This window comes from Haloarchaeobius lipolyticus (assembly GCF_051208015.1).
Classification (GTDB): domain Archaea; phylum Halobacteriota; class Halobacteria; order Halobacteriales; family Natrialbaceae; genus Haloarchaeobius.
On record NZ_JBPKGF010000004.1, the window covers coordinates 432388 to 455789 of the forward strand.

21 protein-coding genes are annotated in these 23402 nt (G+C 65.2%); 11 read left to right on the forward strand and 10 right to left on the reverse strand.

Features of this window, described 5'->3' with window-relative positions; translation table 11 throughout:
- The first annotated feature begins 20 nt into the window (after positions 1–20).
- The 3 genes from ACSC1Y_RS14555 (at position 21) to ACSC1Y_RS14565 (ending at position 3522) form a co-directional block, all read left to right on the forward strand.
- Entirely contained in the window at positions 21–1997 is a 1977-nt protein-coding gene (locus ACSC1Y_RS14555; protein WP_435335643.1) for a 3-hydroxyacyl-CoA dehydrogenase/enoyl-CoA hydratase family protein, read from the forward strand.
- Between the two features lie 93 nt (positions 1998–2090).
- Positions 2091–2801: a hypothetical protein gene (locus ACSC1Y_RS14560; protein WP_435335644.1), complete on the forward strand. Its 711-nt coding sequence runs from the start codon at positions 2091–2093 to the stop codon at positions 2799–2801.
- A gap of 118 nt (positions 2802–2919) precedes the next feature.
- Positions 2920–3522: a HalX domain-containing protein gene (locus ACSC1Y_RS14565; protein ID WP_435335645.1), complete on the forward strand. Its 603-nt coding sequence runs from the start codon at positions 2920–2922 to the stop codon at positions 3520–3522.
- On the opposite strand, the gene ACSC1Y_RS14570 is transcribed toward ACSC1Y_RS14565, so the two are convergent.
- The 4 genes from ACSC1Y_RS14570 to ACSC1Y_RS14585 form a co-directional block, all read right to left on the reverse strand.
- Positions 3519–5471 (reverse strand): PAS domain S-box protein, encoded by a 1953-nt coding sequence (locus ACSC1Y_RS14570; RefSeq protein WP_435335646.1) that lies wholly within the window; start codon positions 5469–5471, stop codon positions 3519–3521. The two genes, ACSC1Y_RS14565 and ACSC1Y_RS14570, sit on opposite strands and share 4 nt — an antisense overlap.
- A 160-nt stretch (positions 5472–5631) precedes the next feature.
- Positions 5632–6780 (reverse strand): acyl-CoA dehydrogenase family protein, encoded by a 1149-nt coding sequence (locus tag ACSC1Y_RS14575; RefSeq protein WP_435335647.1) that lies wholly within the window; start codon positions 6778–6780, stop codon positions 5632–5634.
- A 76-nt stretch (positions 6781–6856) separates the two neighbouring features.
- Entirely contained in the window at positions 6857–8368 is a 1512-nt protein-coding gene (locus ACSC1Y_RS14580; protein ID WP_435335648.1) for a hypothetical protein, read from the reverse strand.
- Between the two features lie 49 nt (positions 8369–8417).
- The gene (locus ACSC1Y_RS14585) at positions 8418–10097 is read right to left on the reverse strand and encodes a long-chain fatty acid--CoA ligase (protein ID WP_435335649.1); all 1680 of its coding nucleotides are present in this window, start codon (positions 10095–10097) and stop codon (positions 8418–8420) included.
- A 100-nt stretch (positions 10098–10197) separates the two neighbouring features.
- On the opposite strand from ACSC1Y_RS14585, the gene ACSC1Y_RS14590 reads away from it, so the two are divergent.
- Together ACSC1Y_RS14590 and ACSC1Y_RS14595 are read left to right on the forward strand one after the other, a co-directional pair.
- Positions 10198–10992: a creatininase family protein gene (locus ACSC1Y_RS14590; RefSeq protein WP_435335650.1), complete on the forward strand. Its 795-nt coding sequence runs from the start codon at positions 10198–10200 to the stop codon at positions 10990–10992.
- Positions 10993–11091: 99 nt separating this feature from the next.
- Complete coding sequence (locus ACSC1Y_RS14595; RefSeq protein WP_435335651.1) at positions 11092–12183, forward strand: aminopeptidase; 1092 nt, start codon at positions 11092–11094, stop codon at positions 12181–12183.
- 23 nt (positions 12184–12206) lie between these two features.
- Here ACSC1Y_RS14595 and ACSC1Y_RS14600 read toward each other — a convergent pair whose 3' ends face one another.
- The 3 genes from ACSC1Y_RS14600 to ACSC1Y_RS14610 all read right to left on the reverse strand — a co-directional run bounded on the left by ACSC1Y_RS14600 (position 12207) and on the right by ACSC1Y_RS14610 (position 15104).
- On the reverse strand, positions 12207–12872 hold the full coding sequence (locus tag ACSC1Y_RS14600) for an O-methyltransferase (protein WP_435335652.1): 666 nt from the start codon (positions 12870–12872) through the stop codon (positions 12207–12209).
- 57 nt (positions 12873–12929) lie between these two features.
- Positions 12930–14075, reverse strand: coding sequence for an N-methyl-L-tryptophan oxidase (gene solA, locus ACSC1Y_RS14605; protein WP_435335653.1), 1146 nt, complete (start codon positions 14073–14075; stop codon positions 12930–12932).
- Between the two features lie 75 nt (positions 14076–14150).
- Positions 14151–15104 (reverse strand): mechanosensitive ion channel family protein, encoded by a 954-nt coding sequence (locus tag ACSC1Y_RS14610; RefSeq protein WP_435335654.1) that lies wholly within the window; start codon positions 15102–15104, stop codon positions 14151–14153.
- Between the two features lie 77 nt (positions 15105–15181).
- Here ACSC1Y_RS14610 and ACSC1Y_RS14615 point away from each other — a divergent pair, with 77 nt between their 5' ends.
- The 4 genes from ACSC1Y_RS14615 to ACSC1Y_RS14630 all read left to right on the forward strand — a co-directional run bounded on the left by ACSC1Y_RS14615 (position 15182) and on the right by ACSC1Y_RS14630 (position 18307).
- Positions 15182–15685, forward strand: coding sequence for a dCTP deaminase/dUTPase family protein (locus ACSC1Y_RS14615; RefSeq protein ID WP_435335655.1), 504 nt, complete (start codon positions 15182–15184; stop codon positions 15683–15685).
- A 110-nt stretch (positions 15686–15795) separates the two neighbouring features.
- The gene (locus tag ACSC1Y_RS14620) at positions 15796–16389 is read left to right on the forward strand and encodes a DJ-1/PfpI family protein (protein ID WP_435335656.1); all 594 of its coding nucleotides are present in this window, start codon (positions 15796–15798) and stop codon (positions 16387–16389) included.
- 58 nt (positions 16390–16447) lie between these two features.
- Entirely contained in the window at positions 16448–17767 is a 1320-nt protein-coding gene (locus ACSC1Y_RS14625) for a RimK family alpha-L-glutamate ligase (RefSeq protein ID WP_435335657.1), read from the forward strand.
- A 201-nt stretch (positions 17768–17968) separates the two neighbouring features.
- Positions 17969–18307 carry an Hsp20/alpha crystallin family protein gene (locus ACSC1Y_RS14630; RefSeq protein ID WP_435335658.1) on the forward strand — a complete coding sequence of 113 codons (339 nt, stop codon included), beginning with the start codon at positions 17969–17971 and terminating at the stop codon, positions 18305–18307.
- A 142-nt stretch (positions 18308–18449) separates the two neighbouring features.
- Here the strand turns inward: ACSC1Y_RS14630 and ACSC1Y_RS14635 are convergent, their stop codons facing one another.
- Entirely contained in the window at positions 18450–19262 is an 813-nt protein-coding gene (locus ACSC1Y_RS14635; protein ID WP_435335659.1) for a BtpA/SgcQ family protein, read from the reverse strand.
- 140 nt (positions 19263–19402) lie between these two features.
- Here ACSC1Y_RS14635 and ACSC1Y_RS14640 point away from each other — a divergent pair, with 140 nt between their 5' ends.
- Positions 19403–20482 (forward strand): NADH:flavin oxidoreductase/NADH oxidase, encoded by a 1080-nt coding sequence (locus ACSC1Y_RS14640; RefSeq protein ID WP_435335660.1) that lies wholly within the window; start codon positions 19403–19405, stop codon positions 20480–20482.
- 95 nt (positions 20483–20577) lie between these two features.
- Positions 20578–22290, forward strand: a complete 1713-nt coding sequence (locus ACSC1Y_RS14645) for an acetate--CoA ligase (protein ID WP_435335661.1) — start codon at positions 20578–20580, stop codon at positions 22288–22290.
- A gap of 18 nt (positions 22291–22308) precedes the next feature.
- Here ACSC1Y_RS14645 and ACSC1Y_RS14650 read toward each other — a convergent pair whose 3' ends face one another.
- Together ACSC1Y_RS14650 and ACSC1Y_RS14655 are read right to left on the reverse strand one after the other, a co-directional pair.
- Positions 22309–22605, reverse strand: a complete 297-nt coding sequence (locus tag ACSC1Y_RS14650; protein WP_435335662.1) for a hypothetical protein — start codon at positions 22603–22605, stop codon at positions 22309–22311.
- Positions 22606–22728: 123 nt separating this feature from the next.
- On the reverse strand, positions 22729–23292 hold the full coding sequence (locus ACSC1Y_RS14655) for a thioredoxin family protein (RefSeq protein WP_435335663.1): 564 nt from the start codon (positions 23290–23292) through the stop codon (positions 22729–22731).
- Between the last annotated feature and the right edge of the window lie 110 nt (positions 23293–23402).

Here is a 23402-nt window from a genome sequence, read left to right on the forward strand (position 1 = left end):
AGCCACGTGACGTTTCCAACATGGAGTTGGACGAAGTCAACACTATCACAGTTCTTGGAGCGGGGAACATGGGCCACGGTATCGCGGAAGTGGCCGCGCTCGCCGGCTACGACGTGAACCTCCGTGACATCAACGACGAACTCGTGGAGGATGGGTACGACAAGATCGAGTGGAGCCTGAACAAGCTCGCGGAGAAAGAGGCCATCACACAGGAGGCAGCCGACGCCGCCATCGACCGAGTCACACCGCTGGTCGACCTCGAAGTCGCCGTGCAGAACACCGACTTCGTCATCGAGGCCATCGTCGAGCGGATGGACATCAAGAAGGATGTCTGGGGGCAGGTAGACGAGCACGCGCCGGACCACGCCGTGTTCGCGACGAACACCTCCAGTCTCTCCATCTCGGAGATCGCGACGGCCACCGACCGCCAGGACAAGTTCTGCGGGATGCACTTCTTCAACCCGCCCGTTCGGATGGAGCTCGTCGAGGTCATCTCCGGCGCGGAGACGAGCGAGGAGACGCTCGCCATCACCGAGGACCTCGCGGAGTCGATGGACAAGACGCCGGTCCGCGTCCGCAAGGACGTCCCCGGGTTCATCGTCAACCGCATCCTGGTCCCCCTGATGAACGAGGCCGCCTGGCTCGTCCACGACGACGTGGCGACCATCGAGGAGGTCGACTCGACGACGAAGTTCGACATCGGCCTGCCCATGGGCAGCTTCGAACTCGCGGACTACGTCGGCATCGACGTGGGTTACCACGTCCTCGATTACATGCACGACGAGCTCGGCGACCGGTACGAGCCGTGCCCGCTGATGACCGAGAAGGTCGAGGCCGAGGAGTTCGGCCAGAAGTCCGGCAAGGGCTTCTACGACTACGAGGACGGCGACGGCGCCGACATCCCGATGGACGAGACGAACGCGGAGGTCAAAGAGCGCCTCCTCGCGGTGCTGGCGAACGAGGTTGCCTACCTCATCGGTGACGACGTCGCCTCCGCCGACGAGATCGACGAGGCCGTCAAGCTCGGCGGCCGCTGGCCCAAGGGCCCGGCGAAGATGACCGACGAGTACGGCCTGAACAAGCTCCTCAGCACGCTCGAATCCGCCCACGAGGAGTCCGGGCACCCGCGCTACGAACCCTTCGACTCCTTCGAGTCCTTCGTCGACGAGGGCTTCCACGGGAAGGCCGGCGACGCAGACGAAGGCGAGGTCGAGTTCGACACCATCGAACTGTCCTACCCCTCCGAGAAGGTCGCCCACGTCGAGCTCAACCGCCCCCAGCAGATGAACTCCATCTCGCTGGAGCTCATCGAGGAACTCGACGCCGTGCTCGACCTGCTCGAGGAGAACGACGACGTCCGCGGCATTCTCCTCTCCGGCGTCGGCGACAAGGCGTTCTCCGCCGGTGCCGACTTCATGAGCATCGCCGGCGGCGGCGCGGATCCGCTCGGTGCGGTCGAGCTCTCGAAGTTCGGCCAGGAGACGTTCGGTCGCCTCGAGTCCATCGAGATGCCCGTCGTCGCGGCAATCGACGGCTACTGTCTCGGCGGTGGCATGGAGCTGGCCACCTGCGCGGACCTCCGAATCGCGACGACCCGCTCGAAGTTCGGCCAGCCCGAGTTCAAGCTCGGTCTGCTCCCCGGCTGGGGTGGCACTCAGCGTCTCCAGCGTATCGTCGGGATGGGCCGCGCGAAGGAGATAATCTTCACGTGTGACCACTTCGACGCCGAGCGCATGGAAGAGTTCGGCTTCGTGAACGAGGTCGTCGAGCCGGGCGAGTTCGACGAGGCCGCACTCGACCTCGCGTCCAAGCTCGCCGGTGGTCCGCCTATCGCGATGCGCTACACGAAGCGCGCGATGCAGAAGGGCTGGGACGACACGGACGCCGGGCTCGAGATCGAGTCCCAGGCGTTCGGTCACGTGGTCGGTACCGACGACGTCCACGAGGGAATCAACGCGTTCTTCGGCGACGGCGAGCCGGAGTTCGAGGGCAAGTAACGTCGCGCTGACCCCCGCTACGGCGGGGACCGATTCTGCGGCCCTACTTCTATAGGACGTACCACCAACGGTGTGTCCACGTATTGTCCACCTATGGAGCTCCTCGAGGTGCTCGACAGGGAGCGCGGACGCGAGAAGACGCTCACCCTGTTCAACGCCCCGGCCGACTCGTCGCTCGCAGCCGACGCCGAAGCGTTCTTCGGAGACGACACCGTGGAGGTGGCGGTCGACGAGACCTCAGCGTCTGCCCCGTGTTTCGCGACGCTCACGAGCGACGGCGAGTTCCACACGGCGATATCGGGTGACGAGCTCAGATCGCTCATCGACGGACCGCTTCCGTCCTCCGCGAAACTCGGAGACGACGCCACCACGCCGGACAGCCTGTTCGACGTGTTCCAGGACGCATCGACGACCCGCTTCGACGAGTCCCGGCTGCTCGCGACCACACGGGAGTTCGAAGAACGTGCCTTCCGTGCCGGTGGGGGCTCCTTCCACGTCGCCATCCCCGACTGGACCGGTGAGTCCGACCGTTCCGAACCGCTCGCGGCGCTGGCTTCGGAAGGGGTCGACGTCCACTGTTACGGTGAGCCTGCGGAAGAGCCGTCGATTCAGGGTGTGACGGTCCACAAGGCGGACGAAGAACTTCGGGCAGTGTGGTTCGTCTGTTTCCAGGGTGCCGGGCCCGACGACGGCTCCTGTGCATTCTACGCGACCGCCTCACCGGATGGAGCCTTCGAAGGTCACTGGACCTACGACCCGGCGGTCGTCCGCCGACTGGTCGCGTACGTCACCGCCCAACATTGACGACTGTCTCGGAAGATAGCTGTCAGTGAACCACGTGGCGCCGTGGCAACGAGCTGAGCTATCAGATTTATTAGCTGTGGGCGCGGCATTTATGAACCCCACACACCATTGCCAAGACGTGGCAGAAAACGACGGTGAAGGGGCTGGAAATACGGATGGCCTCGAAGTGCTCGTCGTCGACGACGAGTCACGACTGGCGGACCTCTTCGCAGCGTGGCTCGCGCCGGAGTACAACGTCGAGGCGGCGTACGACGGGGAGACAGCACTGGAGTTGATGGAAGAGACGGTCGAGATAGTGCTTCTCGACCGCCGGATGCCCGGTCTCTCCGGCGACGAAGTTCTCTCGCAGATCCGTGACGCCGGCTACGATAGCCGCGTCGTGATGGTGACAGCGGTCGACCCCGACTTCGACATCATCGAGATGGGCTTCGACGACTACCTCGTCAAGCCGGTCTCGAAGGACGAACTCCTCGACGTCGTCGTGCGAGTCACGTCCCGTTCGGACTACGAGAACGACATCCAGGAGTACTACGCGCTCGTCTCGAAGAAATCCCTTCTCGAATCGGAGAAATCAGAGCGAGAACTGACCGACAACGGCGATTACGTCGAACTGTGTGACCGCGTCGACGAACTCAAGCGCAGGGTCGATAGCGCCGTCTCGGACATGCGCGACCACGACGATTTCGTCGGTGCGTTCCAGGACCTTCCAGGCGGGAGTTAGACCGTCCGTACCCCCGAGAACTCGAATCGAGCACCGCCCTCCGAACTTTCCACGACACGCGTCGACCAGCCGTGAGCGTCCGCTATCTCGCTGACGACCCACAGCCCGATGCCGAACCCGTCCTCCGCAGTGGTGAAGTCCGAGTCGAACGCGTTCTCACGGACGTCCCTGGGCATCCCCTCGCCGTCGTCCTCGACGTAGAACCCGACCGGCTGGCTCGTCTCGTCCTCCCGGAGCAAGCCGACCCCGACCGAGACGTCGGAGCCGCCGTGCTCGACCGCGTTCCGGAACAGGTTCTCACAGGCCCGAAGGAGCCGTGACCGGTCGACCGAGATGACGGTCGACTCGTCGACGGTGAGCGACGCTTCCTTCGTCTCTACGTTCGCCCACGCTTCCTCGACGAGTGCAGCGAGGTCGGTCGGGGCGGTCTCCGCGACCGTGCCACCGTGTCGCGCGAGGGTCAGCACGTCCTCGATGATGTCCTCCATCCGGGCGAGTCCGTCCTCGACGTAGCCGATGTACTCGTCCAGCTCCTCGTCGGTCTCGGTCTTCACGAGGTCGAGATATCCCTGCGAGACGCCCAGAGGATTGCGGAGGTCGTGACTCACGATGCTCGCGAAGGCGTCGAGCCGTTCGTTCTGCCGCTGGAGTTCGCGTTCGCGTCTCTTTCGCTCCGTGATGTCGCGGACGACACCGACGCTGCCCTTGTACTCGTCCTCGAATGGCAGCAGTGCGAACTGGACCTCACACGGGAACGATTGGTCGTCTTTCGTAGTCAGCGTCACTTCGCTCGTCTCGCCCTCCATACGCTTCTCGGAGAGCATCTCTTGGATGAGTTCGGTCCCCGACTCGACCGACGCGTCGTCGAAGATGATGGAGATGTGTTCACCCAACAGCCCCTCCCGGGAGTACCCCGTCATCGAGACCAACGCGTTGTTGACGGTCATGATGTGCCCCCCGGAGTCGAGGGCGTACATCCCGTCGCCGACGGTCTCGACGAGTCGCTCGTAGCGTTTGAGGACGCGCTCTTGCTGGTCGATGCGCCCCCGAATCGCGATGCTGTCGAGGACGTGGGAGACGCTGCTCCCTATTTCGCGAATCGCGTCGACCTCCTGGTCGTCGAATCCGCCCGGGTTAGTGGTGTAGAGCCCGAGCACGCCGTGGAGTTCGTCCAGACCGAGCGGGACGACCGCGACCGACGTGCACCCTCGCTCGATGGCGGCGGTTCGCCAGGGAACGGCGTCGCGGTGGGTCCTGACGTCGTCGACTATCTGGAGTTCGCGCGTCCGGAGCGCGTGGTCGATCACGGAGATACGTTCGGGCCGTCCCACCGGGAACGTCATGCTGGTGGGCCAGTCGCCGGACCCGCTCGCGGAGACCCACGGTATCACGTTCCCCTCGCCGCGGTCGTACTCGCCGATCCAGGCGAACCGGTACCAGTTCTCGGCGGTGAGCTGGTCACAGACCGCCTCCTCGATGTCGAGCGGCGACGAGGCGTCCACCAGCGAGCGTTTCACCTCACGGACCAGTTCGCCCGGCGTCGAGGCCGACGCGTCGTCGTGGGCTTCCGAGCCGCCGAACACGGTACTGGCGACCCAGTCGGCGAACGCGCTCTCGGTCGCCGGGGCGTTCCGTTCGTCGATGAAGTCGACGGTTTCGGCGAGAGCGGCTCCGCTTCCGCGGTCGGTCTCGTACGAGGATACCACGAGGAGCGAGACGTCGGGATGTCGTTCTCGGGTCGACTGGAGGAGGTCGGGAGCGCTCGAGACGGTCGCCGCGTCGCTGACGATGCATTCGAGCGAGCCGTCGTCGAGGTGGTCGACGATGCCGTCGAAACCGGGTGCGGTGAGCACCTCGAGGGATGGATAGGACTGCTCGAGTGCCGCCTCGTAGTCGTCACGACACGTTGCATCGTTGCTGATGATGAGGACCGTCGCCTGCGAAGTCATCCGTCCTCCGGGACCGCGTTCGGACTGCGGAACTGAAGCGTCGAGAGCATCGGATGTGTTATCTGGTCTATTCGCCGGTTCCTATAAAGACGCTTGTGGCAGATGAGTCACGGTGTCGCACACCGACCCTTCGTCGGGACTGGTTCGGTCGGAACCGTGCTCAGGCCTGCCGGTAGATGAGGTTGCGCTGGATCGCGTTAGCACCCTCGTAGATGACGGGGATGCGGACGTCACGGTAGACGCGCGCGATGCGACGCTCGTCGAGGACGGAGCGGCCACCGTGGAGCTGCATCCCTTTCTCGGCGTTGTGCGTCGCCGTCTCTGTCGCCTTCGTCTTCGCCATCGCGGCCCAGTAGCCCGCGTTCTGCCCGTTCTCGACCTTCTCGCAGGCGCGCCAGGTGAGCGTCCGCGCGGCTTCGAACTCCAGCAGCATGTCGGCGAGGTCGTGCTGGACGGACTGGAAGTCGGCCACCTTCCGGCCGAACTGCTCGCGGTCGTGGACGAAGTCCCACGCCTCCTCGATGGCCGCGGCGGCGAGGCCGAGGCCGTGGCCGGCGACGACGACCCGGCCGTGGTTGAAGAACTCCGCGAGCATCATGAAGCCGTTGCCCTCGTAACCGATGAGGTTCTCCTCGGGGATGCGGCAGTCGTCGAAGGTGATGTGGGCCTGCTTCGACGCCCGGAAGCCCATCTTCTCCGGGATGTGTTCTGCCTCGTACCCCTCGGTGTCGGTCGGGACGATGAACATCGAGTGGTTCCCGTACTTGTTGTCCTCGTTGTCGCCCGTCCGTGCGTAGACCGTCACCCAGTCGGCCTCGACGCCGTTGCCGATCCAGTACTTCTCGCCGTTGAGGACGTACTCGTCGCCGTCCTTCTCCGCGCGGGTCTGCATCCCCGCGAGGTCGCTCCCGGTCTCGGGCTCCGAGACAGCGAGACCCGATATCTGCTCACCCTCGGCGACGGGTCGGATGTACTGCTCTTTCTGCTCCTCGTTGCCGTACTCGTAGGTTATCTCGCAGCCGAAGCTCGCGAGCTGGAGGGTCAGCGCGATGCCGGCGTCGGCACGGTAGAACTCCTCGGTCAGTGCCAGCAGCTGTGTCAGCGACAGCCCCCGGCCACCGTACTCCTCCGGGATGTCCTGCGCCACGAGCCCTGCCTCCTGTCCGGCTTTCAGGATCTCGGTCGGATACTCACCGCTCTTGTAGTACTCCTGTGCGTTGGGTTCGATGTACTCGGCGGCGAACTCGCGGGCTTCCTCTTTTATCGCTCGGGCCTCCTCGGGAACCAGACTCTCGTCGAGAAGCTCCATGGTTCGGCTTCGCAGGGGAGGCACAAATACGGTGGGGCAGCGACATCGAAACCACAACTAAACCCGTCACGTTGGCCTATCCGAGCCTGAGTCGGTAGCCGCTTCCCTCGTAGCGGAACCGGACGTTCTCTCCCTCCGGTCGCACACCCAGCTGGGAGAGGCGGTCGCGCAACTGTCCGACGCGCTCCTGAGACGTGTGCAGGACCACCCGTGAGTGCGAGCCGTCTTCGAGATGATAGAGCGTGTTCCGAAGCACGGGGAACTGCATCACCTGCTCGCGGGCGAGGACGGTGCCGCCCGGAGCTGTCGTCTCCGCCTCGACGTCGCCGAAGTTCTCTACCGTGGTGTAGACGTGGAGGCTGTCTCCATCGGTCTCGGTCCGGTCGACGTCGACGGGCGTGAGTGTCGGTGCGTCACCGATGAGTTTCAACAGGACGGCCGGAACGACGGTCTCCGATTGCTCGGTGGACGGGTTCCTCTTGAACCGTCCGTAGGCGACGGCGTAGGTTCCCGGACCGAGCCCCGGGACCGCGAAGTCAGCCTCGTCCTCCGGCCCTGTTCGATAGTCGGCAGCCGGCAGTCGCCTGCCGTTCGAGAGTGCCAGCCGCACCGACCGGGACTCGCCGGGCCACACCGTCGTCACGTTCCCACCCCTCGCCCAGGGAGCGATGAACCGCCAACGGCCATCCACGAGCTTGTAGAGATTCCACGTCGAAGCTTCGATGGTGACTGCCCGGCCAGCCCAGTTCTGGAAGGTGAGTTCGAGCGGCCGGTCGTGCAGGCCGAGCTGTTCCGTACTCGGCTTCGTGTAGATAGCGTCGGTTCGCTCGACCTCGTGGTACCAGCGTATCTCTGCCGAGTCGTCCATCGGCAATGCTGGTGCCTCGAACCCTGCGAACTGTGACTCCCCCGGCTGGTTGTCGCGCGGGTCGAACACGGAGAGTCCGAAAGACCAGCCCGAGTTCGACGAGACGACGTACTGCCCCGGTGGGAGACAGCCAGGCTCGTCTGTCGGCGTGACGATAGCGTAGTCGTGGACGACGGCCTTTCCGGGCGGAATCCGCACCTCGTGTGTCCCCTCGCCGGGGGTCGCGATGCCGCGGAAGTTCGGCTCCCAGCAGTTGTCGTACCGTATCCCCTTCGTCGGTTCCGCGTCGGTCACCGGGACGACGAACAACCGACGCTTCGCCTTCGTGTCCCAGGCGACGTAGTTCGAGAGGGGCGGTGTCGGGCCGAACTCCGCCTCGATGGTCTCGGACCCCGCGTTACGGTAGACGAGACGGATCGTGGTCGGACGCTCGTCGTTCCCACGGACGGAGAAGCCGACCTGCACGTCGACGCCGGCTGGCGTCTGTGCCGGTGGGAGGATCACCAGCCGACGTGGTGGACCGACGAGGGGTTCCGTGACGGGGACCGAGCTGTCCCCGACGTTCCGGACGAACGGCTGTGTGGTCGGCTTCTCTTCTTTCGTGGTGTCGACCTCCAGCGGTTCGCGGGTCTCGGTTCCCGACACGTCGAGGGCGCTGCAGCCGGCGAACCCGCCGAGGCTCGCGGCCGCCAGTGTGGAGAGCAGGGAGCGGCGGCGCATACACTACATATCGAGCAGGCGACCAAAAATGTACAGTATCGGTTTCCGACTAGTCGTCGTTCTGGTCCGGCGCGGCTTCCTCGGGCGCCTTGCCCGAGACGAGGTCCGAGTCCTCGCCGTACTGGTCGCGCAGGACCTTCTTGTCGAACTTCCCGGTCGCGGTCTTCGGGACCTCCTCGATGTAGACCACGTCGTCCGGGACCCACCACTTGGGGTACTCCGATTTGATATCGTCGAGCAGTTCCGACCGCAGCGTGTCGGTGTCAGCACCACCGGCCGGGACGACGAAGGCGACGGGCCGTTCCTGCCAGCGCTCGTGCGGGATGCCGATGACGGTCGCCTCGGCCACGTCGTCGTGGGCCATCAGCGCGTTCTCCAGCTCGACGCTGGATATCCATTCGCCGCCGGACTTGATGACGTCCTTGGCGCGGTCGATTATCTTGATGTAACCGTCCTCGTCGACGTTGACCACGTCGCCGGTCTTCAGCCACTTGCCGTCCGGGTCGTCGACGAAGTCCTCCTCGTTCGCGTCGGGTCGCTCGAAGTACTCGGTCGTGACCCACGGGCCGCGGACCCAGAGCTCGCCGAAGTCGTCGCCGTTCCACGGGACCTCGTTGCCGTCGTCGTCGACGACGCGCATCTCGAGGCCGGGGACGAGCAGCCCCTGCTTCGCTTGCTTCTCGTAACGCTTCTCGTCGGGCCAGTCCTCCATCTCGGGCTTGAGGTGGGCGACAGTTCCGATGGGTGCCATCTCGGTCATACCCCACGCGTGGACGACCTGTACGTCGTACTCCTTGTCGAACGTTCTGATGACCGACTTCGGCGCAGCGGAGCCGCCGATGACGATGCGTTCGAGCGAGGAGAAGTCGACCTCGTTCTCCTTGGCGTACTCGAGGAGGCCCAGCCAGACGGTCGGTACCCCGGCGGTGAGCGTGACGTTCTCCTCGGCGATGAGCGCCGCGAGGTCCTCGGGGTCAGGCGACGGGCCCGGGTAGACGTGTTTCGCGCCCGCGGCCGTCGTCGAGAACGGCATCCCCCACGCGTTGACGTGAAACATCGGGACGACGGGCATGACGACCTCGTCGGATTCGATGCCGAGGCCGGACTCCGGCAGCGTCGCCATCGTGTGGGCCCACAGCATCTGCTGGGTGTACTCGACGCCCTTCGGGTCGCCGGTCGTCCCCGACGTGTAGCACATCCCGGCCGGCGCTTCCTCGTCGACCTCCGGCCAGTCGTACTCGGTGTCGTGGCCCTCGACGAACGACTCGTAGTCCGTCACGGGCTCGAGCGAGGTCTCGGGGACCTCGCTGCCCATGACGACGAACTGGTCGACGCCGGAGAAGGAATCTGACTGGGCTGGCCCCTCCAGCTTCGGGACGAACGACGGGTCGACGAAGATGAGGTTGTCGTCCGCGTTCTCCACGATGTACTCGATGTGGTGGTCGGGGAGGAGCGGGTTGATGGTGTGGAGCTGTGCGCCCATGTTGGGGAGCGCGAAGTACGTCTCGAAGTGTCGGTGGTGGTTCCAGCAGACGGTCCCGACGCGGTCGCCGGGCGAGACGCCGGCGGCGTCGAGTGCGTTCGCCAGCTGGGCGACACGGTCTGCGTACTCGTCGTAGTCGTATCGAACCATCCCCTCGTGTGTCCGGGAGACGATCTCACGGCCCGGGAACAGTTTCTCGGCGCGGGACAGGAACGGACGGAGCGTCTGATTCGTGCCACCTGGCATACCAGGCGGTTCGAGGCGCAGGGACTTGAGGGTTGGTGACAACTAGCTCTCACCTGTCCGCCGCCCGAACCGTTACGGTCACGGCCGCCGCAGGTCGGATATGTACCTCGCAGATCAGACCTGGCCGGAACTCGGGGAGTACGTGGCGGAGGAATCGGTCGCCGTCGTTCCGCTCGGGTCGACGGAACAGCACGGACCACACCTCCCGGAGAGTACCGACCACGCCATCGCCGAGGCACTGGCTCGCGAGGCGGCCGACCGCACCGGCTACCTCTGCACGCCGACCATCCCCATCGGCGTCAGCACGCACCATCTGCAGTTCCACGGGACGATGTCGGTGGATCCTCCTGCGTTCCGGGACTACGTCGAGAGTTTCTCGCGCAATCTCACCCGGCACGGAATCGACCGCATCCTCTACGTCAACGCCCACGGTGGCAACATGCAGCACCTTCGTGAGGTCGGCCGCCGACTCCGGGAGGACGAGGTCGCTTACGCGGTCGAGTGGATGTGGGACGAGTCGATTCCCGACCTCGTCGACGAGCTCTTCCCGAACAAGGGCCCACACGGCGGTCCGAAGGAGACCTCGATGATGCTCCACATCGACCCCGAGAACGTCCGCGAGGACAAACTGGAGGAGGCGAGGGATGGGGGTCGGGTGAACCTCGAAGATGGAGAACCGACCATCCACGGCGCGCGGAACTACTACGACGCCATCGATAACTCGCCGAACGGCGTCTTCGGCGACCAGACCGAGGCGAGCGCCGAGAAGGGAGAGCGGCTGTTCGAGGCGGCGACCGACCAGCTCGTGCAGCTCCTCTCGTGGCTCGACGAGAAGCCGTTCGACGACCTGATGGCGAAACCACACGTCGACCCGCAGCCGGGGAGCCGACGGTGAGTACCAGAACTGGCGAGAACAGCCTCCCTGCTCGACGACGTGTGTGAAACCTGACCACTGTTTCGAAACGATAATCAGCACGTTGTCGTATTATGTGCCATGGACGAACGCGTGCGGAAGCAGGCCGAGATTCTGGTGGAGGAGTGTGCAGACATCGAGAAGGGTGACAACGTCGTCGTGAAGGGCCCGAAGGAGGCCGAAGATCTCGCGGTCGCCATCGCTGAACTGCTCGGCGAGAAGGGCGCTCACCCGACGACGAGTCTCACGCTCCCACGCGTGAACCGTGCGTACATGCTCGCGACCGATCCGGAGGACTTCGACACACCCGAGCATATCCTCGCGATGGCCGAGAACGTCGACGCCTACATCGCCATCAAGGGCGACGCGAATATGTACGAGCGGAGTGACGTCCCGCCGGAGAAGAACCAGGCACGCGCGAAGCACATGAAGCCCATCCAGGAGGCGTTCATGGAGTCGAAGTGGGTCGTCACGCAGTACCCCGCACCGGGCGACGCCCAGAAGGCAGAGATGTCGACTCCCGCCTACGAGGACTTCGTCTATGGGGCCATCAACAAGGACTGGGAGGCCCAGGACGAGTTCCAGCAGCAGATGGTCGACATCGTGAACGACGCCGACGAGATACGCATCGTCTCGGGCGAGACGACCGACCTCACGATGTCCGTGAAGGGCAACATCTGTATCAGCGACACCACCCAGAACAACATGCCCGGTGGCGAGGTATTCACGGCTCCCATCCCGGACTCGGTCGAGGGCGAAGTGCTGTTCGACAAGCCGCTGATGGCCCAGGGTCGCGAGGTCATCGGTGTCTACCTCCGCTTCGAGGACGGCGAGGTCGTCGAACACGCCGCTGAGAAGAACGAGGAGGTCCTGACGGCCGTCCTCGACACGGACGAGGGGGCGCGTCGCCTCGGTGAGCTGGGTATCGGTATGAACCGCGACATCGACCGGTTCACCTACAACATGCTGTTCGACGAGAAGATGGGAGATACCGTCCACATGGCCATCGGCCGAGCCTACGAGGAGAACATCGGCGAGGGCAACGAGCAGAACCAGTCCGTCGTCCACCAGGACATGATCGTCGACATGAGCGAGGATTCGCGTATCGAGGCCGACGGCGAGGTCGTCCAGCGGAACGGGACGTTCGTGTTCGAAGACGGCTTCGAAGAGTAACGTCGTCGCGTCTGCGGCCCGCGCTACTCCGCTCTGTAGCTCACCGAGATACCCTCGCCAACCGGCAGGACGACCGTCTCGAAGGCGTCGTCGCCCCGCACCGTCTCGAGGTAGTCGAAGATACCCCGCGTGTGCTCGTTCGGGTCTTCGGGGTCGTCGCCCTCGACCAGCGCCAACAGCTTCTCGAACTCGATTGGACCAGCCGTCATCGCGTTGTCCGCGACGACGACGCCACCTGCGGGGACCTTCTTCCGAACGGCCTCGAACGCCTCCCGGTAGCGGTGCTTCTGGTGGTCGATGAGCACGCAGTCGAAGGGGCCGTCGTACCGTTCGATGGCGTCGAGGGCGTCCCCGTGTTCGTACCGTGCGAGGTCGTCGAAGCCCCCACGAGACATGAACTCCCTCGCCTGGTCGAGTTCGTCCTCGTCGAACTCGGTGAGGACGACCTCCCCATCGTTCGGGAGCGCCTGCGCCCACCAGTACGCGGAGTAGCCGAAGCCGGAGCCGAACTCGAATATCCGCTCGGCGTCGACCATGCGGGCGAGCATCCGAAGGAGGCCGCCGACCTCCGGGCCGACGTGGGGGAAGTCGCGCGCCTGTGCGTAGTCGTCCATCTCCCGCGCGAGCTCGTCGGGCTCGGGTGCAGTGGCCGCGACGAACCGGGCTATCTGGTCGGATGGAACGTCCATGGCCGACCGTGCTCACGGCGGGCACCTAAGCGTTTCCGGGGGCGCTGGTGACTCCCCTCAGTCGGGCTGCTGGAGTTCGGACCGGTCGATGGCGAACCCGCCTACCGGCAGGTCCGTTTCCCCGTCGACCGCCAGGTCCGCCAGGGCTTCGCCGACGGCGCTCGAGAACTTGAACCCGTGCCCCGAGAAACCGGCGGCGACGACGACGTTCGGCTGGTCCGGAAGCGTATCGACGACGAAGTCGAGGTCGGGAGAGTTGGTGAACATGCAGGTCGATAGGCCCATCATCGGCCCGTTCGCGTCGGGGAAGTGGTCGTTCAGGGCGTCACGCAGCACCCGCTCGTCCTCGGCCGTGGGTCCTTGCAAGTCGTCAGGGTCGGCCTCTTCGTGCAGGTGGTGGTAGACACCGACCTTGACACCGGGGCGGTCGTATCGCGGAAAGCCGTAGTAGTCGGTTCCGTCTTCGGTCTGGGTCACGAAGACGGGGAACCGGTCAGGTGTGAAGTCACTGGGCTCGGATGGCTGGAACCAGCCCAGTACCTGTCGCTCGGGGACCACCTTCCCGGCCAGTTCGGGGAGGAAGTCAGCCATCCACGCGCCCGCAGAGAGAACGAGACTGTCGGCTGTGTAGGTCCCCCGGTCGGTCTCGACGGTGACACCGTCCTCGCTGGCCGACCAGTCGGATACCGTCTCTCGTGCGCGAATCGTTCCTCCCGCTGCCTGTGCCTGCTCGACGTGGGCGATGACCGCGCGTTCGCAGTCGAGGAAGCCCCCGTCGGGCTGGTAGAGCGCGTCGTAGCCCTTCGGGATTCCGTATCCGGGGAACCGGTCGTTCAACTCCGTGGCCGTCATCTCTTCGAAGTCGAGTCCGTGTTCCTCACAGGCTCGCCGTGCGTTCTCGACGAGGTCGCCGGACGGCGGGGAGGCACAGACTGACCCGGTGACGTACAGCAGGTCGCGGCCCGATGCCTCCTCCAGCGCCCGCCAGTTCTCGTAGGCTCGCTCGACGAGCGGAACGTAGTCAGGATGTTCGTGGTACGCCTTCCGGATAATTCGCGTCGACCCGTGGGACGAACCGTTCGTGTGTGGGATATCGAACCGTTCGATTCCCAGCACGTCGACCCCTCTCGAAGCCAGCTGCGCGCACGTCGCACTGCCCATACCGCCAACTCCGACGACGATGACGTCGTGCGATTCGACCATGCACGGAGATGAGGTGGTGTCCTGTAATAGAGACTGGGATGCCACCGAGAACCAGGCCGCAGCTCACGAACTGTCTCAGCGGAACCGGCCGACCGGGTAAGCGACCTTCTCCGGTTCGGCGTGGAACCGTTCGACGATGCGGTCGTAGAGCTGGTTCCGGGTCGCCTGCATCTTCGTCGGCTCGACGAGGTATCGGAGACGGAGTACGACCCACGTCTGTTCCATCCGGACGTTCACAGTCGGTCGTTCCTGCACCTCGAGTTCGACAGGCGTTGCGTCGAGCTGCCGTCTGTAGGTGTTGATTCGACGCTGCATGACGTCACCCAGGAACTCGTCCGCCACCTCGCGCATCGTCTCCTTCGCGAAATCGAGGTCCGTCTCGTAAGACACCTGGACCTCGAGCTCGTTCCAGACGAACGGGAACTCGTCGCGCGAGTAGTTGAACACCTGTGACGAGAGGACCATGCTGTTCGGAACGGTCACGACGCGGCCGGAGGGCTGGTGAGAGGTGACGAGGTCGCCGTCTATCTCCCACAGCGTCGTGACGAGGAAGTCGACGTCGATGACGTCCCCCCGTGCGTCCTCGATTCGCACCCGGTCGCCGACCTGGTACGGTCGCTTCGCCGTGATGTAGACCCAGCCGAGGAGCGACGACAGCGGTTGCTGCAGTGCGAAGGTGACGGCGAAGCCGACGATACCGAGCGAGAAGAGAACGCCCATCCACTCGCCGGAGACGACACCGGCGACTGCGACGGTGGCCGCGACGGTGAGGCAGAGCCGTGTGACGTTTCTGACGTCGTGTCGGTGACGCTTGTCGCGGACGACCCGCTCGATCCCCCTGCTGAGGACGAGGTAGAGTCCGTAGGTGCCGCCGATGAGCGAAACGGAGAGAAGCCCCTTCACGACGAGCTGTTTCGTCGGGTCACCGGCTTCGAATCCCAGTGCCGTCCAGAGGGGGTCGACGAACCCGACGACGACGAACGCGAGGAGCGAGACGAGGAGAATCGCGTATCCGAGACGACGTTTCACGTCCAGCCAATCGGAACCGGATGGGAAAACGGTTGTGCCACGTCGGTTTTTTCCGGATGGCGTCCGAACGCTCCCCCATGACCCGGGATATCGTCGAGCGAGTGGACGGACTCGTCCACCCGGAGACCCAGCTGCGAGAACACGGCATCGACCTGACGGTCAGTGCGATACACGAGGTCGTCGAGCCCGGTAGTATCGACTTCGGCGGCGACGAACTCGCCGAAGCGGAGTTCGAGCCCCACGAACTCACGAAGCGCGATCCCGACGACGAGTACGAATGGTGGAACCTCGATGCGGGGCAGTACGTCCTCCAGTACAACGAGTTCCTGGTCGACGGCGGTGACGCCCGACTCATGCTCCAACCACGGAACAAGCTGCTCGCGCGGGGAACGTCGCATCCGACGGTGACCGTCGGCGACCACCTCCCGTTGATGCCGGTTTCGGTCGGCGGGGCCGGAATCCGCATCAAGGAGAACGCGCGCGTCTCCACGTTAGTCCCCGTTCACGCCGGCCCCGGCGCGGTCGACGAACCCCTGACAGACGATGGCCTGACAGACGACGCGACGGTCGTCGAGGAGTGACGGCGTCGGTCGGCCGGAACCCGCGTTCTCGAACCGCGAACACGCCCCGTGTGAGTTGGTACCAATAGTTATCCCCTTGCCGTGCGAATCATCAGTTTGGTGTCACAGACATGACTGCCAGAAAGATCCTGTTACTCGCCGGAGACTACGTCGAAGATTACGAGATAATGGTGCCGTTCCAGGCGCTACAGGCGGTCGGACACGAAGTCTACGCGGTCTGCCCGGAGAAGGAGGAAGGAGAGACGGTGAAGACAGCCGTCCACGACTTCCGCGGTGACCAGACCTACCAGGAGACGCGAGGCCACGACTTCGAGCTGAACGCGACGTTCGCCGACGTCAACCCCGAAGATTACGACGCGCTCGTCATCCCCGGTGGTCGCGCACCGGAGTATCTCCGGAACGACGACGACGTACTGTCCGCAGTACGGCACTTCTTCGAAGCGGACAAGCCGGTCGCCTGTATCTGTCACGGGATGCAGATACTGGCCGCAGCTGGCGTCGTCGAAGGCTACGGTTGTACGGCGTATCCAGCGCTGAAACACGACGTGGAGGCGGCTGGTGGCGAGTGGCGGGACGGCGTTACCACGGACGGGAACCTCGTGACGGCGCAGGCGTGGCCCGACCATCCGGAGTGGCTGGCCCAGTTCCTCGACCTGCTCGGAACGGAGATACGGCTGCACGAGCCGATAGTGGTCGACGACTGAGTGTTTCGCCCGTTCGACCCAACGGCGTCCTGAAATAGTCGGGCGTCCTACCCTTCGTATGAACCTCGACGCGAGCGACCTTACCGTGGGGGTCCTCAGCTTACACAACAGCAAGGAGACGAAGGCGATCTGTAACGCCGTGGAAGCACTCGGAGCCAGGGCGGAGTGGATACGCGAGGAGACGATAGCGATACGCATACGTGACGGCACGGTCGAACTCGACCCACCGGTCGACGTCATCTGCAACCGGTTGCTCCTCTCGAAATCCGACGCTCCCTTCGAAGAGCTGTGTCTCGGCAATCGGCTCGCACGGCTTCGCCCGACGTTGAACGCGCCGGACAGGACGCTGACGGCGCTCGACAAGTACGCGACCGCCCTCGCCCTCGCCGACGAGGGCATCCCGGTCCCCGACGCGTTCCTGGCGCTCTCGTACGACCGATTCAACCAGGCTCTCGACGAATTCGGGCCGGAAGCGGTCTACAAGACGGCCATCGGGACCAACGGCGCCGGAACCTGGCTCGTCGGGACGGAAGAGCGCAAGACCCCGACGGTCGGCATGAAACAGGCGTTCGTCCAGTCGTTCGTCGAGAGCGATGCCGAACGCCCCCGGGACATGCGCGTTTACGTCGTCGGCGACGAGGTCATCGGTGCGATGTTCCGGTACGCTCCGCCCGGCGACTGGCGGACGAACGTGGCACTGGGCGGCGACGTCGAGGATGCGAGTGACGCCCTCACCGACGAGGTGGCCTCGCTCGCCCTCGACGCCACGCGGGTCCTCGGCCTGGACTACGCAGGCGTCGACCTCATCCAGGGTGACGACGGCTGGTTCGTCCTCGAGGTGAATCCGACCGCGGGATTCAAGGGACTGTTCCGGGCGACCGGACGATGTCCGGCACCGTTCATCGCGAAACTCGCCATCGAGCGGGCCGGTGGGCGAGTCGACGACGCTCTCGTCGCCGAACTCGCGACGGAGTTCGACGATTCGCTCCCAGCGTGTGCTCCCGACGAGTTCGCCGATTCTCGATCCCCGAAGGCGGTGGGGTACATCGAGGAGGTGATGGTGATCGGGACCAGCGGGGCCGAGACGGTGTACGCGAAGTCCGACACCGGGGCCGGCCGGACGAGCATCGACACCCGGCTGGCGGCCAAGATCGGCGCTGGCCCGGTCCGGGATAGCATCCGCGTCCGCTCGGGCAGCCTCAAGACGGGGCGGGTCCGACCGATGGTCGACGTGGTCCTCGACCTCGGGGGCGAGCGACACACGGTTCAAGCGAGCGTCGAAGACCGGAGCCACATGGAACACCCCATCCTGCTGGGGCGAGACGTGCTCCAGTACTACCACGTCGACATCAATCGGCGCGTCGACGACAGCCAGTGAGTGGGGAATCGGCGGTTGCTGAACGAGTGACTCGGGAGCGGTAACGGGGTGACCACGGAGTGACGAACTTCCGCGTGTCTGGGGAGAGTTGGTTACCGGGTAGTGTGGACGTGACGGGCTATTGTTTTCGTCACTCCCAACCGCGCAAGCTATACTGTGTCAAGCCGTACCATACGTATGGATACCGGCGGGAGGGACGACATGGGTCCCTTCTTCGATGAGTTCGAGAGACTGTTCAGCGACGCGCTGGAGGGTCGCTTCGGGGGAAGTAACTGGCTATCGGACCGCATCCTCTGGAGTGTCTATCAGGTGGAGAACGAGGTGTACGTCGTCGCCGACGTGCCGGGTGGTGTCGACCGGAGTGACATCGCGATCCGATGTACCGGCCGAACTGCTTCCCTCCGTGTCTCTCACCCCTACGCTGGTGAATGGTCCGTCTCGCTCCCCTCGACCGTCGAGACCGAGCCGAACCGGACCCGATACGCGAACGGCGTCCTCGAACTCGTGTTCGAGAAGGTGCCGACCGTCCCAGTGGAGTGAAAAGCACAACAACATTTCTTCCGTCCGGTCAGCCGGTGTCCCACTCTTCGATAGCGCTGTCGAGGTGATGGTATCGAGGTGACCGACCGACGTCGCACTGAGGTCTCGCGTCGAGCGGCCGCTTACCGCGTCGAGCGACCGCTTACCGCGCCCGACGTGCGGTCTCGACCAGTTCTGCAACCCGCCCTTCGTCGACCGCGTTCGTCACCTCGCCATCTACTTTGAGCGCCGTCCCGACGACGACGCCGTCTGCGAGTTCGAGCGTCTGGGCGACGCTCTGTCGTGTCACCCCGCTGCCGACGAACAGCGGAATCGTTGGGAAGCGGTCGTCGAGCAAGGCCCTGGCCGTCTCCAGTACGTCGTGTGAGGTCGGGTCGCCGGTCCCGCTCCCGGAGACGATGACGCCGTCGACCAGCCCTCGTTCGCAGGCGTCTGCGAGCTCCTCGCGCATCGGTCTGTCGCCGAGGGGTGTGGCATGCTTGACGGCGACGTCGGCGAGCACCGCCACGTCGGCGTCCAGTCGGTCGCGGAGGCGCATCGTCTCGTGTGCCTTCCCCTGGAGGAGGCCCTGGTCCGTGACGGTCGCCCCGGTATGGACGTTGACCCTGATGAAGTCCGCGTCGACCGCTGCCGCGATGGAGAGCGCCGCCTCCGCATCGTTCCGGAGGACGTTGACGCCGACCGGGAGGTTCACTGCGTCGACGAGGTCGGAACAGAGGGCGGTCATGTCCGCGACGGTGTGCGTCGGGACCGAGTCGGGGTAGAACGGTGCGTCGCCGAAGTTCTCGACCATGATGGCGTCGACGCCGCCCGAATCGAGCGCCCGGGCGTCGGCCAGCATCGACTCTCGTAGCTCCTCGCGGTCGCCGTCGAACCGGGGCGCGCCCGGGAGCGGCGGGAGGTGGACCATCCCGACCACGGGTGCGTCCGTACCAAAGGTGTCCTGCAGGTTCATGGCTCGGAGTTGCGGGGGGAGTGCGATAAGCGCCGTCCTTCGGCGTCGCTGCTGTCGACGGTTCACGACCCGGGTTTCCGTTCCGGCAATCCCACCAGCCCTCCGGAGGCGATAACCCCCCTGCCACGCAAGACCCGCGCATGACCGACCTCTTCACGCCGCTCTCGCTCCGCGAGACGACGGTCCCGAACCGCGTGATGGTCTCGCCGATGTGCCAGTACTCCTGCGACGGCGACGGCCTCGCAACCGCCTGGCACCAGCAGCACCTCGGAAGCCGCGCCGTCGGGGGTGCCGGCATCGTCATGACCGAAGCGACCGCCGTCTCCCCCGAGGGTCGCATCTCCCCTGACGACCTCGGTATCTGGAGCGAGGAACACGCCGACACGCTCGCGCCAATCGCCGAGTTCATCAGCCAGCAAGACTCGGTCCCGGCCATCCAGCTCGCACATGCCGGCCACAAGGGGTCGAAAGCGCCCCCGTTCGAGGGCGGCGAACCGGTCGGACCCGACGACGGCGGCTGGGTCGCCCCGTCCCCGAGCGCGGAGGCGTACCCGTACGACGACGACAAGTCGGTCGAGACGCTGTCGACCGAAGGGGTCGAGAAGGTCGTCGACGACTTCCGGAGCGCGGCCGAGCACGCCCTCGACGCCGGTTTCGAGATCGCCGAGGTCCACGCGGCCCACGGCTACCTGCTTCACGAGTTCCTCTCCCCCGTGACGAACCGGCGCGATGACCGCTACGGCGGCGACTTCGAGGGGCGGACCCGACTGGTCCGCGAGGTCACCGAAGCCGTGCGGGAGGTCTGGCCCGACGAGAAGCCCGTGTTCGTCCGCTTCTCAGCGACCGACTGGCTGCCCGAGCAGGATTCCTGGGACGTCGAACAGACGGTTCGACTCGCCCGCGAACTCGAGGAACTCGTCGACCTCGTCGACGTCTCCGCGGGCGGCCTCCACCCCGACCAGGAACTCCCCGACACGGGGCCGAACTACCAGGTTCCCTTCGCAGAAGACGTGAAGGAACAGACCGAGAACCTCGTCGGCGCAGTCGGCGGTATCACGACCGGCGAGCAGGCCGACGCGCTGATTCGAAACGGGCGGGCAGACCTCGCAATCGTCGGCCGCGAACACCTGCGTGACCCGTACTTCACGCTCCACGCCGCCGAGGAACTGGGCCGGGAGGACGCCGTGGAGTGGCCGAAGCAGTACCGAAGGGCGGTCTGAGGGACTCGTTTCGGTCGTCTGCCGCCCCTGGGTTTCCCTGGCATGTCAGGCCATGGGTAACATAGATTACCATCCGATTTGTATGCCGGTACCGTATGCCATCCAGCAGCCACAATCTCCCCGGTTACGACGAGTACAGGAAGTCGTTCTCCTGGGACGACATCTTCGCCGAGGCGGACTGGGACGCCCCGGACCGACTGAACATCGCCCACGAGGTGTGCGACCGACACGCCGAGGACCGGTCGAAGGTCGCCCTCTACTACGTCGGGACCGACGGCGAGTCGGAGACGGTTCCGTTCTGGGAGCTCCGGGACCGCTCGAACCGGTTCGCGAACGTCCTCTCGGACCTCGTCGACGAGGGCGACCGCGTCTTCTCGTACATGCCCCGGATACCGGAACACTACGTCTCGATGCTCGGGACGCTCAAGGCTGGCGCGGTGTGGGGGAGCGTCAACGAACGGTTCGGCCCGGACGGCATCGCCTACCGGCTGGACGACTGCGACGCGAAGGTAGTAGTCACGACGGCGGAAAACCGCGAGACTATCGGCCGGGCGCTCGCGGATGCCCCGTCGGTCGAGCACGTACTCGTCCTCTCCCGGGATGGGACCGGCATCGAGCGGGGCGACATCAGCTTCCGCGCCGCGATGGCCGACGCGAGCCGCGAGTTCGAGCCCGTCGAGACCGGCGGCGAGGACGACGCGCTGCTCTACTACACCAGCGGGACGACCGGCCTGGCGAAGGGCGTCCAGCACAAGCACCGCTGGGTCGCGGGCGTCGCGGCGACACAGCGGTTCGCCGTCGACCTCCAGCCCGGCGACCTCTACTGGTCGACGGGCGACCTCGGCTGGCTGACCGGGCCCATCAACACGCTCGGCGCCTGGTTCTGGGGCGCGAGCCTGTTCACCTACGAGGGCGAGTTCGACCCCGAGACGTGGGCCGACCTGCTCGACGAGTACCCCATCTCGGTGCTGTTCTCGGTCCCCACTGCGTACCGGATGCTCCGCGCGAACGAAGACGTCCTCGACGAGAAGTCCCTCGAACTCCGCCACGCGCTCTCCATCGGCGAACCCCTGTCGGCGGGCGTCGTCGAGTGGGCAAAGGACCGCCTCGGCGTCACTGTCCACGACACCTACGGCCAGACCGAGACGGGCAACATGATAATCAACAACTACCCGACGATGGAGATCCGCCCGGGCAGCATGGGCAAGCCACTGCCGGGCATCGAGGCGGCCGTCGTCGACCCCGAGACCGGCGAGGAGCTGGAGCCGGGTGAGACAGGAGAGATCGCCCAGCGCGGCGACTACCCCTGTTTCTTCGCGGGCTACTGGCAGAAGCCAGAGAAGACGGAGGAGTGCTTCGTGAACGTCCCCGCGAGCGAAGCGAGCGGGGGCTCGGAAGACAGGTCTTCGGGCGGGTGGTACCTATCTGGCGACCTCGCCCACCTCGACGAGGACGGCTACTTCTGGTTCGAGGGCCGCGCCGACGACGTCATCCTCTCGGCGGGCTACCGCATCGGTCCGTTCGAGGTCGAGTCGAGCCTCGGTGAGCACCCCGCCGTCGCCGAGGCCGCCGTCGTCCCGAAGCCGCACGAAGAGCGCGGCAACATCGTGAAGGCGTACGTCGTGCTCACGGACGACTACGAACCGTCGGACTCGCTCGTCACCGAGATACAGGACCACGTGAAGAACGAGCTGTCCGCACACGAGTACCCGCGCGAGATCGAGTTCGTCGAGGAACTGCCGAAGACCGTGACCGGGAAGATCCGACGAACCGAACTGCGAGAACAGACCGCCGACCCGACCAGCTAGGTCGGGATACCTGCCGAACTAGTTCTTCCGCGTCACTGTCTCGACGTGGTGCTTCTGCACCGACATCGCCCCGACGGTCCCGCCGAGGACGAACAGCAGGAGCGCCGAGAGGAGTGCCAGTGGCGGGAACAGCACCACGACGACGGCCATCGTGAGCACGCCTCCGAGCACGACCAGCTGCACCGCCTTCGGTGTCGTCGACCGCGCCAGATAGAACGGGAACAGCAGTATCCCGATAGTCGTCCGTGCAAACCCGGCGAGTTCACCGAGAACCCGTCGTAGTCCCGAGTCGCGCGACCCCCCGTATTGTCGCATATGTAGAATTAGGCTTCGTGGAGTATATCTCGTTTTCCCGGCCGCAGGGTGGCAGTTCCGGAGTAAGGGAGTGGGGGTATCGAAAGTACCTCTCGGTTACTACGCAGTTTGGAGAATCGGGGATTACTCGGCTTTCCACTTGATGGAACAGCCCTGCGATGGCTGCCACTCCAGGTCGACCGGTTCGTCGGCCAGCAGTGCATCGATGGCTTCGCGGACGTGGAACCGGGTCGGCTCGGCGTCGGGGTTCATCGCGTCGTCGAGACGGCCGTGGTAGACCAGCCTGAACTCGCCGTCCTCGCGCGCGAACAGGAACGGGTCCGGCGTGCAGACCGCGCCGTAGGCCTGGGCGACCTCCTGGCTCTCGTCGCGGAGGTAGGCGTCGTACTGGATGCGACCGTCCTTGGTCCACTCCTGCATCGCCTCGAACGAGTCGTCAGGGTACTCCTCGGCGTCGTTCGGGTTGATGCCGACGACGGCCACGTCGTCGTACTCGGCGGCCAGCTCGTTGAGCAGGTCGAACTTCGCCTGCGCGTACGGGCAGTGGTTACAGGTGAAGACGACCAGCAGCCCCTCGTACTCGGCGAAGTCGTCGAGCGAGTGCGTCTCGCCGTCGACGCCGGGGAGGTCGAACTCCGGTGCGACGTCTCCCTTCTCGAGTTCGGAGTCGGATTCGAGCAAAACCATGCGAAGAGGTAGAACCCGCGCGAGGTTAGTCGTTTTCGCTCGCGGACCAGGGGCTCGCGCTACCGGGGCGCTGGCCGTCCACGCTTATTACGCATCATCACAACGGTGTG